This is a genomic window from Weizmannia sp. WK01 (genome assembly GCF_025905465.1).
Lineage (GTDB): Bacteria > Bacillota > Bacilli > Bacillales > Bacillaceae_C > Weizmannia > Weizmannia faecalis.
Window position 1 is genome coordinate 1,178,462 of sequence record NZ_CP109616.1, and the last position, 13,731, is coordinate 1,192,192.

Sequence of the window (13,731 nt, forward strand, 5' to 3'; positions counted from 1 at the left end):
ATCGAGGTAATGAAGGACAAAACGTGAGCCACCAACCATTAAAATGTCCTTCATCGGGCAAATGAAGGACAAAGCGCGGGCCACCAACCATTAAAATGTCCTTCACACGACAAATGAAAGACAAAAAAGCGGAGCCTTGACCGGGTAATGTTCTTCATCGGCTCCAGTCAGAAATTTCCCCATAAAAAAATGCCGCACAGAGCGGCGGGTTTTAATCGTTATGCCAAATGATTCATAATCGATGAGACGTATTTCTGTGTTTCTTTGAATGGCGGAATACCGCCGTATCGGTCGACATTGCCGGGGCCTGCATTATAGGCGGCCAATGCAAGCTGGACATTGTGGTCGTATTTTCCCAGCAAAGATTTCAAATACTTTGTGCCGGCGTCCACATTTTGTTCCGGGTCAAGTACATTGCTTACCCCGAGCGAGGCCGCCGTTTCTGGCATCAGCTGCATCAGCCCTGCTGCGCCTGCCGCACTCACTGCATCCGGACGATAACCGGATTCCTGTTTGATGACAGCTTGAATGAGCTTTTCTGGCACGCCGTATTTTTCCGATGCTTGCTGAATCGCCTGGCTGATTTTCGCCGGGATTCCACCACTGCCGGAAGCGGCTGTTGTCTGCGTGCTTTCTGAAGCTGAATTTTGTGCAGAAGCGGAAAAAGCCGCGCTTGTTCCTGCCTGCGCCGCAGCTGACGTTTCCTTACCGGACAACGTGCTTAATCCTTGTGAAGCAGGCAACGTGGTAAGCACCGAATTTCCCCCCGTTAAAGAAGACAATGAATTGAACGCCGGATTTAAAGTTGCTGCCAGGGCTGATAACGCCCCGGATTCGTCTTTACCGCTTGCGCCAGCAGCCGTTTCATTTTTCTTTGCTTCTTCTAAAAAGCTTGACAGCATCTCTTGAAAAAGGGAGGTACTGTTGGCCGTTTGAGCAGCATTGCTGCCGGGAGAAAGCGACTGCAGCGCCTCCAGTTCCATTAAAGACGCGAGTTGGCTGATTGTACTCATTTCTCATTGCTCCTTTTTGCCTCATAAAAGCGGAGAACCTTGTTTTTTGCCGGATGGTGCGGGATGCCGTATGTTTCCAGCAATTTTAAAAACTGCTTTGTGCCTGTTTCCAGTTCACTTACTTCATATTCTATCTCAAAATCTTCCTCGTTTAAATAAAAATTATGGTCAAATACGAGCAGCCCGCCTTTATATGCGATTTCAGCCCGCTTTGTTGTAAGTTTTCCAAAATACACCAATTTACTTGGTGTCACCTCTAGTTCCATTAATTTTTCCATGACTTCGCCTTCCGGAAAACCGCTCCCGTTTTTAAGCTTTTGAAAAACTTTTTCGCCAATCATTTGGCTTGTTTCCAGTAGCCCGGTTTCCTCCGGCGTTTTCAAGGTGAGCTGAAAGCACCCTGCTTTTTTCCGGACACGCAAGGCCGATTTTTTATGTTTTAAAGCAAAATCAGGCGTATCAAAATAAAAGTTTTCCTGCTGTTTAAAATCATGTTCCGCGATGCAAAAAGCCCGGGCAAGCCGGCAGAAATCGCGGCGGGTGACCATATTTTTACATTCAATTTCAATTTCTTTGCTCATGATAAGCCCTCACTTCCATCTTCATTATACTAAAGCGAATCCCTTCCTTAAAGTGTCTATTCTCTGTGGAGATATGGTAAAATAAAATGGAATTGAAACTTTGTTTTCCGGCGGGAAGGAGAGGGAGGGAAGCAGATTGCGCAAGATCATTGAACTGGGGCAGCCTGAGTGGAAAGACGGGATCCTTGAGCTGCATTCTGAGCGCCCGGACGTTTCTATGCAGCACCTGAAGCCGGGAGGGCAAATGATCGTCGATTCGGATGCCTGTGCCTTTATCTATCTGGCTGAAGACGATGGCGATGAGGATTATACATATTTATATTTGCCTGTTCCGGTTTGGAAAGAGATTCGGACGGCGGCATTTGAACATAAAAAAGTGGTTGCTGTTTCAAAAGATGGGAAATTGGAGCTTACCGGGCTTGATGAGGAACTTCAATTTTTGCTCGATAATATCCGAGGCAACAGCAATTACGGAAAAAAGATGCTGGATAAGGTAGAGGCCGTTTTTGCATTGGAATGAGATCCGAAGAGGTGATCAGGCAGTGGATTGGGAGGAATTTTTAACCCCGTATAAACAGGCTGTTGATGAATTAAAAGTAAAGTTAAAGGGGATGCGCACCCAATTTGAAAAAGAGCATACCCATTGCCCGATTGAGTTTGTGACAGGGCGGGTAAAGCCGGTAGCAAGCATTATAGAAAAAGCGAACATAAAAGGCATCCCGCTTGACCGGCTGGAGGCGGAAATGCAAGATATCGCCGGGCTCAGGATGATGTGCCAGTTTGTCGATGATATTAAACTGGTCGTCGGGCTTCTCAGACGCCGGAACGATTTCCGGATTGTTGAAGAAAAAGACTATATTTCGAATAAAAAACCGAGCGGCTACCGGTCTTATCATGTCATTATTGAATATCCGGTACAAACGATCCGCGGGGAAAAGAAAATTCTTGCGGAGATCCAGATCCGGACGCTGGCGATGAATTTTTGGGCGACGATTGAACATTCTTTAAACTATAAGTATAAAGGCAGGTTTCCCGAAGAAATTAATTTGCGGCTGAAGCGGGCTGCCGAAGCCGCTTTCCGCCTTGATGAAGAAATGTCTGAGATCCGTGAAGAAATTCAGGAAGCCCAAATGTATTTTTCGAAAAACAAAGAGCGCGCGGAACGAAAAAAGCCATGAAACCGGCGGCAAAAAAAGAAGGGGAGGAGAAGCAGCTTGAAATTTGCCATCACTTCTAAAGGGGATACGGAATCCAATATATGGATGCATAAAATGCGTTCTTATTTGCAGGATTTCGGGCTTGTTTACGACGAGGCACAACCGGATATCGTGATCTCGGTCGGCGGGGACGGCACGCTTCTGTATGCTTTTCACCGCTACAGTTCCCGGCTTGACCGGACGGCTTTTGTCGGGGTGCATACCGGCCATCTCGGCTTTTATGCTGACTGGGTGCCGGATGAGATTGAGGAGCTGGTCGATGCCATCGCCCATAAAACTTACACGACGGTGGACTACCCGCTTCTTGAAGTGATGATTGCGTATGAGCACGGCGGCCACGAAACGCGTTACCTTGCGTTAAATGAGTCAACAGTCAAATGCGTGGACGGCACATTTGTCATCGATGTGGAGATCAATGGCCGGCATTTTGAGCGTTTCCGCGGTGACGGATTATGCCTTGCCACACCAAGCGGCAGTACGGCTTATAACAAGGCGCTCGGCGGGGCCATTGTCCACCCTTCCCTGCAGTCGATCCAGCTCACCGAGATGGCATCCATTAACAATAAAGTGTTCCGGACAATCGGCTCGCCGCTTATTTTGCCGGGGCACCATACTTGTGTATTGCGCCCGGTCCGGCAAAAAGATTTTTTGGTAACCGTTGATCATTTAACACTGCTCCATAAGGAAGTCCGGTCCATCCAGTACCGCGTGGCAAAAGAAAAAATCCGGTTTGCCCGCTTCAGGCCGTTTCCTTTCTGGAAGAGGGTGCATGATTCTTTTATTTCGGATTAGGTGAAAACATGTTGACATTATCGTGGACAATTACAGAAGATGAGGCACATCAGGAATTGAAAGAGTTTTTAAAAACGCGCCATATCTCGAAACGGGCGCTTGCGGATATTAAATTCCGCGGCGGGCTGATCCTTGTGAACGGCCGCGAAGTAACGGTTCGCTATCGCTTGCAGCCGGGCGATGCGGCCGCCATTGTTTTTCCAAAAGAAACCCCGAGCCCCAATCTTACGCCCGAAAACATTCCGTTCGGCCTTGTCTATGAAGATGAAAGCGTGCTTGTTGCCGATAAGCCGGCGTTTATGAATACAATCCCTTCCCGCGAGCACCCGTCCGCAAGCCTTGCCAATGCGGTGCTCGGCCATTACCGGAAAAACGGGATAGAATCCGCGGTCCATGTTGTGACCCGGCTTGACCGAAACACATCCGGGCTTGTCCTGATCGCAAAAAATCGTTATATCCACCATTTATGCAGCCTGATGCAGCAAAAGCATGTAATTTGCCGGACGTACGAAGCGCTCGCGGAAGGGACTTTTACTGAAAAAAGCGGCACAATTGAAGCCCCGATCGGGAGAAAAGAGACGAGCATTATAGAACGCGAAGTCCGGGACGATGGCCAGTTTGCGCGCACCCATTATGAAGTGGTCCGGCAATTTCCGGCATATGCACATGTGCGTCTCCGGCTTGACACCGGCAGGACGCACCAGATCCGTGTCCATCTTTCCTATATCGGCCACCCGCTTCTCGGCGACAGCCTGTACGGTGGCAACACGAGCCGCTTCACCCGGCAGGCGCTCCATTGCAGTGAGCTTTCATTTCAGCACCCGGTTTCAGGGAAAGAAATGCATTTCCTTTCTAAACCGCCCTTTTTGGATCTTCTTTGATGTTGATTCGGATTTCCCTGCTTCTGATGCCAGCGTTTAGTTTCCGGCATGGGCGTTTATCCTTAATTTTGCTGTTGCATGTTCTTTTCTCCCCGGGACTTTATGATTGCTACAGGATGTCCTGAAAAAGCTCAACGCTCTAAAAAAACATGAAGATGGTTATTCCATTATTGCCATGTGGAACGGGAAACGTCAAAATGATTTTATTAAAGCTTAGTTTTTCTACTCTTTTTTAACTATTCCAATTTGTATAAAGAAAAATAAATGCCGATAAAGGAATAATGATTAACGAAGAATAATATAAAAAAGCCTCTAAAAGAGAAAGTTTCCTTTCTCTTTTAGTTCTTTTTAAATGTCGAGAATAGCCTGCCGCATATACTAGGGTAAGTAGTTGAGTTAGAAAAAGTAAATGATTTAATGTCACGATTATTTATCCTCCTTTTAGCTGACTGTTTCGGCACCACCTATGCGGATACTGGGTTAACAAATAAACCGGTGGCCACAACCTTTCCAGCAGCAAGCCAATTCCCCTTTTCGACTTCTCGCGCAACTTCCTGTGCCATTGATTTGCTGATGTGAATCGCATCTTGTAAGGCGTTTTCCTGTGGTTGACCACCTTTTGATTCGTAAAATCTAAAAAATTTTTAGTAACTTTAAATGAAGAGTTTTCAAGTTCTTACTGGTTAATTGTATATTCTCCCGCTTTATTTTTTATCATAACATGTTCTAATATAGGGCTTACTGAATCAGTAAAATTTCTAGATTTGGCAAGGCTGCTGACAGCTTTGACAACCATTTTAATGCAAGAGTTTTACAACAAATCTAGAGAATGATTGCCCTCGAAAGCCGATTCAACGTATGGAGAAGATCAAATCACCCCTTTTCGCAAAAGGATTCTTCTATATTTTTAAGACAGAACTTGCAGACAAATTGGGTACAAACTCAGAATCGGATCCGTTCAGCAAGCCCTAATATAATTCATGGTGTCTTGAGTCTGTTATAATTGTTCTTTAGAAAGATCGTTATAGAACTCATTCCATGAAGTAGACAAGTTAAAACATACTTCCATGGATTTTTTTCTTCCTCTCTGGGAAGGGATGCCAAATGCTTCTCAATTCAGGCGAACGTCCTGAACTTTTCTTCCACATATGGCATTGAAGAGGGGACGGAGACGGTTTCAATTTCCGGATACCGGAGTGCTGTCAGTTTGCCGCCGAATACGCAGCCGGTATCAATATTGACCGTGTGGCCGATCAATCGCGGTTCTTTCACCGGCGTATGCCCGTATACAATCCAGCCTTCCCCCTCATCATTTTTCGCCCAGTCGCGGCGCACCGGTGTCCCGTCCGGATTGGTTTCCCCGTTAATATCACCGTAAAGGATAAAAGTCTGCACCGATTTATTCATCTTCCCAATATCTTTGCGCCGGATGCCGGCATGGGCGATGACTAGCTTGCCGCCGTCTAGAACAAGATAAAGCGGGGATTTCTCATACAGTTCCATAAATTGTTTGCTGTGCCGTTCCCGTTCTTTTACGGGGAGCGCCTCCAGTTCCGCCACCGTTGTTTCAAGGCCGTGCTTCTGCTGGACATTTCTCCCTAAAAAATATCGGTACAGCTTGTTGCAGTGGTTTCCGGGGACATACAGGCCAAGCTTCTTTTTCCACAATCGATAGACAGTATCGGCCACTTCCAAAGATGCCGGCCCGCGGTCTGTCAGATCACCGACAAAACCAAGCAGCCGGCCACCTGGATGAACGGGCATACCGTTTTCCCATTGATACCCCAGTTTTTCCGTAAGCTTCCTGAATTCCGCCATGCAGCCATGTATATCCCCAATGATATCGATTTTCATTGAACTCGCTCCTTCCAACTCTATTTTATGTTGTCCGGCGCGCCTAAACAAATGCCGGGTAGTTGAAAAAAGGTTGGTATTCCCCGGGGTCCCGGTACGATTATCCTGCAACAAATAAAACACAGGTGCTTTTCAAACCCGGAAAGTTCATGTAGAATTGGTATCAGGTACTAAAAATCGTATATAAATTGTAAATAAAGGAGTTAACACGATGCAGTTATCTTTGGAAAATAAAACATTTGTTGTGATGGGTGTTGCAAATAAGCGCAGTATTGCCTGGGGAATTGCCCAATCGCTTGATGCAGCAGGCGCAAGGATTATTTTTACCTATGCGCTCGACCGGAATGAAAAAAGCATCCACGAACTTGCTGAAACGCTGAATCGAAAGGACTATCTGATCCTTCAATGCGACGTGGAAAGCGACGAGCAGATTCAGTCATGCTTTCAAACGATCAAAAAGGAAGCTGGCACGATCGACGGTATTGCCCACTGTGTTGCGTTTGCCCGCAGAGAAGAATTAAAAGGCGACTACACAAACGTGACGCGTGAAGGGTTTTTACTGGCCCATAATATCAGTTCCTATTCGCTATCGGCCGTTGCCAAAGCGGTGAAAGAGCTGGAACTCATGCCTAACGGGGGCAGCATTGTTACCCTGACCTACCTCGGCGGCGAACGCGTCATGGAAAATTACAATGTAATGGGCGTTGCGAAAGCTTCCCTCGATGCAAGCGTCCGCTATTTGGCCTATGACCTAGGAAAGCTCAATATCCGCGTCAACTCGATCTCGGCCGGCCCGATTCGCACCTTGTCGGCAAAAGGTGTCAGCGACTTCAACAGCATTTTGAAAGTGATGGAAGAAAGGGCGCCGCTTCACCGTGGTGTGGATACACGCGAAGTCGGCGATACCGCGTTGTTTCTTTTTAGTGACCTGTCGCGCGCTGTTACAGGCGAAAACATTCATGTGGATGCCGGCTATCATATTATGGGCTAACCGGACAATTCCGGACGGTTCGAAAACTGGTCCTTCCGAATGCCGGCTATCATAAAATGCAACGGCTTGTCCAAAAGCGCAAATGAAAAAAGCCAGGAAGTGAAACCTTCCTGGCTTTTTTGGCATGGCATCAGTCTCTGTAATTTTTTTTATGGCCTTTTTTGTTGTCATAATGATAATGGTCGTTATCTTCAATTTCTGCAGCAGAGAATGTGTAGCTGACAACATTTTGAGGCGTCAGTGTAATGGTTCCAAGCAGGGTAGGTGCAACCCCCGGAATCGTTGTATCTGGAGCGAAATTACCGAGTTCAATGGTTAAGAAGTATTCGTTTTTCCCTTTGGACGGATCGGTATCTACGGCGTGAACCGTCGTTGTCACGTTTTCAAAGAGCACTGTAACGAGTCCGCCGGCTGTAAGAATGCCAATGCCGGAAATTCCGCTTTCATCCCGTTTTTGGGAAATGAGTGTCGTACCGGAAGAATTTCTTCTCCAGATTCGGAAGACTGCCGGAATGGTTAACGGAATGACGATCCCTGGTCCTGCTCCTGTAATTGCCCCAATTAAGGCTGCAAGTGTTACACCGAGTGGCAGGTCTGCTGGCGACCATTCGACAGTTGCGAGCAATGAAACACGGTCATCATAATCATCCACTTTTACATCTACTTCAGCAATAGCGTTTGCCATGTTAAAGACGCCTGTCACGGATACAGGTACGGACGGCGATTGATCTACATCGAATTCCGACAGAAGCCCCCGTTCTTCCTCGTCTTGCCGTTTGTGGTGGCGATGATCATCATAGCAGCTGTCGTTTGAGTCGTAATAAGACATTTAAATGCCTCCCTTCGTTTTGTTACTATATTCTACTCATTCGCATATTTTTGGAATAGACGGATGGTAGCGTATAAAAGCACATTTTTCCCTGCTTTATCCATTTGTGCCAATATGCTGTGGAAACCGCGGTTCCGTTCCTTGTCCCCAAAACATACGATAAGGCAGAAATAGCAAATGATTGGGAGATTCAAGCTCTAGGCACATTTCTTATTTTCGTGCATAGGTATAAAGCGAGCCAGAAATCAGGAGGAGGGATTTTGGAAACATGGAGGAGAGCCAGTACAGCAGCCAAAAACCGCTTCTTTATATTATCCAGCCGAAAAATGTTCCGCTCGCGATCAAGATGCAGAAAGTGTACAGAAATGTGGTGAGCGAAAAAACTGAACATGCCGGCCATGGAACGATCGCGGAACCAATGCCTGCCAGCGGCGATACAGGGCATGCCGAAGAAAAAAACAATGCAGCCGCACGCGAGAAAAAAACAGAACCGGAACAGCCCAAACCGAATAAAGCGGTAGAACAGGAAAAAACAGAAGAAGCTGCAGAACGCGGGGGAGCCGTAAACGTTTCATTCAAGACAAAAACGGCAGATCCTGCGGAACATGAGGAATCGGCAAATGCCATGGGGCAGCAACATGTTGCGGAACCCGCCGGAGCGGTGGAAGCGGAGACGGATTTGGAAACGGACGGCGCTGACAAAGCCGACACCTGGCCGGAACAAGAAACCGTCCAACCACCATCGAGAAAACGGTTCAAAGAAATGACAGTCCATGAAAAAATTGACTATTTAATTCATAAGCCAGGTTTTCTACCGGAAATCCCCGTCATGATTCAAACGAACAGCATCGCCTATCGTGCCGTGATCCTTGAACGGATGGAAGACCAATTGTCCGTCATGCCTTTTTCCTCAATGGAGACGGCCTGGATCAATCTGGACGAGATCACGGACATTAAATTACTGGTTCAGTAAAGCCACGGAAAAAAAGTCGATAAGCGGCAACTTATCGACTTTCATACATTACAAATTGACAAAAGTGTCTTCGAGGCATTGAATGGCAATGAAATCGGTTAAATCAAGCGTGATGCATGTATCGGTTGCTTCGAAGTGGACCCTAGAATGGCCGTCATGATGTTCGCAGACGCATTTTAAAACCCGTACAACAGCACAGCACCCTTCCACATTTTCGACTCTTAAAAATTTCGATTTTTCGCAGAAGTCGTCGCAGCTGTCAAAGTGGTGATTTTTGTAAAATGGTTCAAAAGCACAACCGTCTTTTGTATATAGAATGAATGGACGTGTGTTGACATGTGAATGTTTTTCCCTGTTGGCACCGAGCACGGGATTCAAGCAGTTGGTCGGGCAGCTGCTGTCTTCTACCGCAGCATCCTGCAAATCGTTGATGAAATGTACGACATCACAAACGCAAGTACGGGAATATTCATGGGATTTACTGCTCATTCATTTTTCAACTCCTTCAATGGTTTAGTTTCAGTACACTATAGAATATTGTCTCGGTGCTTTTTTTGTTACGAATGTCCCCGCGTTTTTGCAAAAATAGGCAAACAACTTGCATAGGGAATTTTGTACCCGGGGAAGGAGGCAGGAAATGGTTTCCTATTGGCTTGATTTCGTTCTGCTTGCACTGGCCAGTTTCAGACTGACGCGCTTGTTGGTTTATGATAAAATTACGGCCTTTTTACGAAAACCTTTTCATAAAGAAATAACCGAAATGGCGCCTGATGGAACAATCGAGGAATATATTGAAATCAAAGGAACAGGGATCAGAAAGTGGATTGGCGAATTATTAAGTTGCCACTGGTGCACCGGTGTCTGGTCCGCGGCCATCCTGTACGGGAGTTGGATGCTTTTTCCGCAAATCGGGTCGCCTATTGTCATGATCCTTGCAATTGCCGGCCTGGCGAGTATCCTCGAAACCGTTCTTTTGCGGATCATGGACGAATGAAGTGAACAACCGTGAAAATGCTGCATACGATAAAAAAGGAAGCGCGAATCCTGAGGAAAGGATGGTAAGATTATGGGCAAACCACGCATCAAAATTCCGGTCACCCCTTCATCCGTCCCGGCGTATACAAACAATCAGAAAAAAGTCAAAAAAGGCGGATGCGGCTGCGGCGGCAAAAAAACGCGATAAAACAAAAGCGGAAGGCAGGATTGCACTTCCGCTTTTGTTTTCCCTTTTTTCCAGGATGCGGCAAGAATTTCTAATTATAAAATCTGCGCTTGCGCGAAAAATAGAGAGGTAAAAGTTGAAAGCGCAGAGGGATGAGTATGAAAAAAATCATGTATGTTTTAGCTTCAGTATGTTTGCTCACCGGCTGCGGTTTTAACGGGCCGGAACACAAGGACAGCAAAATGGCCCTTGTGAAAAAAACACAACCGTCGCCGGTGAGACTCACGAACACCGGGAATAAGGCCGTTTCAGGACAATTGAAAAAAGATGTCCTTGGCTTTGACAGCATTTACGATGTGGCCATCATTGAAGGGCCAAAAGAAACATTGGTTGCCTACAAAGTCAGGCATCTGCACCGTTTTAAAATGAAGAAAATCGAAAAACAGCTCAACGCCTTTTTAAAGAAACGCTACCCCGGACGCAAATTTATTACTTCCAGCGACTATAAAATTTTCCTGGAAACCGTCCGCCTCAAGGAAGATATGGACGAGCACAAAATTTCAGCCGGCAAGGCAAAAAAACGTTTCAAAGACATCATCAAGCTGAAACAGGAATTAACATAGGAAAAGGGCTGAGATAATGGCAAACAAAAATCAAAACAAAACACCCGAACAAAAAGCGTATGATCAGTTCGAAAAAAAGCATGAGCTGAAAAGGCCGGTATTGAAAAACTGCATCCGTGCATTTTGGGTAGGCGGCTGTTTTTGTCTGGCTGGTCAGGCCCTTACTTACTTCTATATATACATGTTTAATTTCACCGAAAAAACGGCCGGCAACCCGACAACCGCGACAATGGTGTTTTTATCCATGCTGTTGACCGGCTTTGGCATTTATGACCATATCGGGCAGTACGCCGGTGCAGGGAGCGCGGTGCCGGTAACGGGCTTCGGGAACTCCGTTGTATCCGCTGCGATTGAACATCGGACGGAAGGCTATGTGCTCGGCGTCGGCGGAAATATTTTTAAACTGGCCGGCACCGTCATTGTATTTGGTGTGTTTTCCGCGTTTGTTGTCGTCCTGATCCGGACCGTCATCATGATGTGGGGGGGATCGTAATGCCCGCAAAATCGCAAACATGGACTTTCACGAACCGCCCGGCCATTCTTTCAACCGGTGTTGTCGGGGGCCCGTTTGAGAAAAAGGGGCAGATGGCAGACGATTTCGACCGGTTTTTTGAAGATTTGTGGATCGGCGAGGATTCGTATGAAAAAGCCCAGCGCAAACTGATCGAGGAAGCAGTTGGCATTGCCCTGAAAAAGCGAAACCTTAAGGAAACCGATATTCAGTTTTTTCTCGCTGGTGATTTGATTAACCAAATCACGCCGACAAGTTTTGCGGCAAGGACAAATGCGATTCCTTACCTGGGCCTTTTTAGCGCCTGTGCCACTTCGATGGAAAGCCTGGCGCTTGCCGCTTTCATCGTTAATCACGGTGGGGCGGAGAAAGTGCTGGCCGGGGCTTCGAGCCACAATGCAACAACAGAGAAGCAATTCCGTTATCCGACCGAATACGGCGGGCAGAAACCGCCGACCGCACAATGGACAGTGACGGGAGCGGGATTCGCGGTGGTCGGTACGGAAGAAAACGGGCCGGCGCCGCGGATTACGTCGGCCACGATCGGAAAAGTACTGGACCTTGGCATTTCCGATCCGTTTAATATGGGTGGTGCAATGGCGCCGGCTGCGGTCGATACGATTGAACAGCATCTCCGGGAAACCGGCCGTGATCCATCTTACTATGATTTGATTGTGACCGGCGATTTGGCGAAAATTGGCCGTTCCATCGCGCTCGATCTTTTCAAACAGAGGAATCTTGACATTCGCAGCGAACAGTTCCAGGATTGCGGCCTGATGGTATATGACAAGTCCCAGCCCGTGCAGGCCGGGGCAAGCGGGGCCGGATGTTCAGCGATTGTCTTGTACGGCCATTTGCTAAACGAAATGAAAAAAGGCCGTTACCAAAAAATCTTGCTCGTCGCAACCGGCGCACTATTGTCGCCTTTGTCTTATCAGCAGGGCGAAACCATTCCGTGCATCGCGCACGCCTGCGCCATCGAATATTTGTAAGAAAGGGTATTGCCTGGGTTGCGTTGCGGCATGGATTGAGCCTGCGCCATCGATATTTGCTTAGGTTGCGGCACGGATACGGATAATTTGAGGTGCGCGATCGAGTATTCGCTTAGGTTGCAGCATGGATTGTGTGAGCCTGAGCGATCGAGTATTTGTAAGAAAGGAAGGATGCGTAATGCTTGCAATGTTTTTCTGGGCCTTTGTGATTGGCGGGCTGATTTGTGTAATTGGCCAGTTGCTGTTTGATGTCGCAAAATTATCGCCGGGGCATACGATGAGTGTCCTCGTTACGGCCGGCGCGATTTTATCGGGCCTCGGCCTTTATGAACCGCTTGTAAATTTTGCCGGTGCCGGGGCGACCATTCCAATTACAAGTTTTGGCAATTCGCTTGCAACTGGCGCCATGCAGGAAGTGCAAAGGCATGGCATTGTCGGGGTATTGACCGGCATGTTTGAAGTCACATCTTCCGGCATTTCGGCTGCGATTATTTTCGGATTTATCGGCTCGCTCCTCTTTAAGCCAAGAGGATAATGATGCCGTCCCTGACACACGCCTATACCGAATGCCTGCACCTTACATATTGTATAGTGTAATACAAGAAGTGAGGTGAAAAACATGTTTGGATACGGTTATGGCGGCGGCTGCGGCTATGGCGGTTACGGCGGTGGTTACGGCTACGGCAGCACATTTGTATTGATCGTTGTTTTGTTCATTCTGTTAATTATTGTCGGTGCAAGCTTCTGCTGACAAGTTGCGGGGAGGATTCCCCGCCTTTTTTTATAGCCGGAGAAAAAACGCTCGTACGAGGGGAACGGGCACAAAATGCGAGGCCGGGAATCGGCGAACTGTTCTTCATAGGGAACGATGACCGAGCCGCCTCTAATTGGACAAAAGCCCCGGAACCCGAGCGTGTTTTGTCTAATTGGAAGATCCAATTAGACGCCCATGCTGCAGTGAACGCGCACCAACAGTAGAATGAAAATCAGCTGGCGCATATTTTTCAGGATAGACAAAAGTGAACCGTCAAATTGTCCTTCATCGGAGTAATGTTTTGTTTTGTCCGTGTGGCAACTTCAAAAAGACATTTTGATCCAGTCGCGACTCCTTTTGTCCTTTTGACAGGTTCAAAAGGATATTTGGGCCCAAACGCGATCCTTTTTTTGTCCTTTTGGCAGGTTCAAAGGGACATTTCGGATCCAGACGTAACGTGTTTTGTCCTTTTGGCAGGTTCAAAAAGACATTTTGGACCCGGAAGCAGCGTGTTTTGTCCTTTTGACGGCTTCAAAAGGATTAAGTCCGTATAATTGT

General features: G+C 47.2%; 17 protein-coding genes. 12 read left to right on the top strand and 5 right to left on the bottom strand.

The window, feature by feature from the left end; genetic code table 11:
• Positions 1-218: 218 nt before the first annotated feature.
• A complete protein-coding gene (locus OF158_RS05330; RefSeq protein WP_035182043.1) occupies positions 219-1,013 on the bottom strand; it encodes a lytic transglycosylase domain-containing protein in 795 nt (264 codons plus the stop codon).
• Positions 1,010-1,594, bottom strand: a complete 585-nt coding sequence (locus OF158_RS05335; RefSeq protein WP_035182041.1) for a CYTH domain-containing protein — start codon at positions 1,592-1,594, stop codon at positions 1,010-1,012. The genes OF158_RS05330 and OF158_RS05335 overlap by 4 nt, the downstream gene beginning before the upstream one ends.
• Before the next feature lie 136 nt (positions 1,595-1,730).
• Between OF158_RS05335 and OF158_RS05340 the strand changes: the two genes are divergently transcribed.
• The 4 genes from OF158_RS05340 to OF158_RS05355 are packed head-to-tail and all read left to right on the top strand — an operon-like array spanning position 1,731 to position 4,484.
• A complete protein-coding gene (locus OF158_RS05340) occupies positions 1,731-2,114 on the top strand; it encodes a UPF0738 family protein (RefSeq protein WP_035182039.1) in 384 nt (127 codons plus the stop codon).
• A gap of 22 nt (positions 2,115-2,136) precedes the next feature.
• Complete coding sequence (locus tag OF158_RS05345) at positions 2,137-2,772, top strand: GTP diphosphokinase (protein ID WP_172653432.1); 636 nt, start codon at positions 2,137-2,139, stop codon at positions 2,770-2,772.
• 36 nt (positions 2,773-2,808) lie between these two features.
• The gene (locus OF158_RS05350; RefSeq protein ID WP_017551790.1) at positions 2,809-3,603 is read left to right on the top strand and encodes an NAD kinase; all 795 of its coding nucleotides are present in this window, start codon (positions 2,809-2,811) and stop codon (positions 3,601-3,603) included.
• Between the two features lie 8 nt (positions 3,604-3,611).
• On the top strand, positions 3,612-4,484 hold the full coding sequence (locus tag OF158_RS05355; RefSeq protein ID WP_035182036.1) for an RluA family pseudouridine synthase: 873 nt from the start codon (positions 3,612-3,614) through the stop codon (positions 4,482-4,484).
• Between the two features lie 1,116 nt (positions 4,485-5,600).
• Here the strand turns inward: OF158_RS05355 and prpE are convergent.
• A complete protein-coding gene (prpE, locus tag OF158_RS05360) occupies positions 5,601-6,338 on the bottom strand; it encodes a bis(5'-nucleosyl)-tetraphosphatase PrpE (RefSeq protein WP_035182034.1) in 738 nt (245 codons plus the stop codon).
• Between the two features lie 211 nt (positions 6,339-6,549).
• Between prpE and fabI the strand changes: the two genes are divergently transcribed.
• The gene (gene fabI, locus OF158_RS05365; RefSeq protein ID WP_035182031.1) at positions 6,550-7,329 is read left to right on the top strand and encodes an enoyl-ACP reductase FabI; all 780 of its coding nucleotides are present in this window, start codon (positions 6,550-6,552) and stop codon (positions 7,327-7,329) included.
• A 130-nt stretch (positions 7,330-7,459) separates the two neighbouring features.
• Here fabI and OF158_RS05370 read toward each other — a convergent pair whose 3' ends face one another.
• The gene (locus OF158_RS05370) at positions 7,460-8,158 is read right to left on the bottom strand and encodes a hypothetical protein (RefSeq protein ID WP_035182029.1); all 699 of its coding nucleotides are present in this window, start codon (positions 8,156-8,158) and stop codon (positions 7,460-7,462) included.
• Between the two features lie 268 nt (positions 8,159-8,426).
• On the opposite strand from OF158_RS05370, the gene OF158_RS05375 reads away from it, so the two are divergent.
• Positions 8,427-9,131 carry a spore coat CotO family protein gene (locus tag OF158_RS05375; RefSeq protein ID WP_035182027.1) on the top strand — a complete coding sequence of 235 codons (705 nt, stop codon included), beginning with the start codon at positions 8,427-8,429 and terminating at the stop codon, positions 9,129-9,131.
• Positions 9,132-9,179: 48 nt separating this feature from the next.
• On the opposite strand, the gene OF158_RS05380 is transcribed toward OF158_RS05375, so the two are convergent.
• Positions 9,180-9,620, bottom strand: a complete 441-nt coding sequence (locus tag OF158_RS05380; RefSeq protein WP_014095709.1) for a CotY/CotZ family spore coat protein — start codon at positions 9,618-9,620, stop codon at positions 9,180-9,182.
• A gap of 148 nt (positions 9,621-9,768) precedes the next feature.
• Between OF158_RS05380 and OF158_RS05385 the strand changes: the two genes are divergently transcribed.
• From OF158_RS05385 to OF158_RS05410, 6 genes are all read left to right on the top strand, one after another.
• A complete protein-coding gene (locus tag OF158_RS05385; protein ID WP_014095708.1) occupies positions 9,769-10,125 on the top strand; it encodes a DUF1360 domain-containing protein in 357 nt (118 codons plus the stop codon).
• 326 nt (positions 10,126-10,451) lie between these two features.
• Positions 10,452-10,916 (top strand): sporulation protein, encoded by a 465-nt coding sequence (locus tag OF158_RS05390; RefSeq protein ID WP_014095706.1) that lies wholly within the window; start codon positions 10,452-10,454, stop codon positions 10,914-10,916.
• Between the two features lie 16 nt (positions 10,917-10,932).
• Positions 10,933-11,409: a stage V sporulation protein AC gene (spoVAC, locus tag OF158_RS05395; protein WP_014095705.1), complete on the top strand. Its 477-nt coding sequence runs from the start codon at positions 10,933-10,935 to the stop codon at positions 11,407-11,409.
• A complete protein-coding gene (spoVAD, locus tag OF158_RS05400) occupies positions 11,409-12,419 on the top strand; it encodes a stage V sporulation protein AD (RefSeq protein ID WP_014095704.1) in 1,011 nt (336 codons plus the stop codon). Before spoVAC ends, spoVAD begins: the two co-directional genes overlap by 1 nt.
• 178 nt (positions 12,420-12,597) lie before the next feature.
• Positions 12,598-12,954, top strand: coding sequence for a stage V sporulation protein AE (gene spoVAE / locus OF158_RS05405; protein WP_014095703.1), 357 nt, complete (start codon positions 12,598-12,600; stop codon positions 12,952-12,954).
• A gap of 84 nt (positions 12,955-13,038) precedes the next feature.
• Positions 13,039-13,170 carry a YjcZ family sporulation protein gene (locus tag OF158_RS05410; protein ID WP_017551778.1) on the top strand — a complete coding sequence of 44 codons (132 nt, stop codon included), beginning with the start codon at positions 13,039-13,041 and terminating at the stop codon, positions 13,168-13,170.
• Positions 13,171-13,731: the final 561 nt, after the last annotated feature.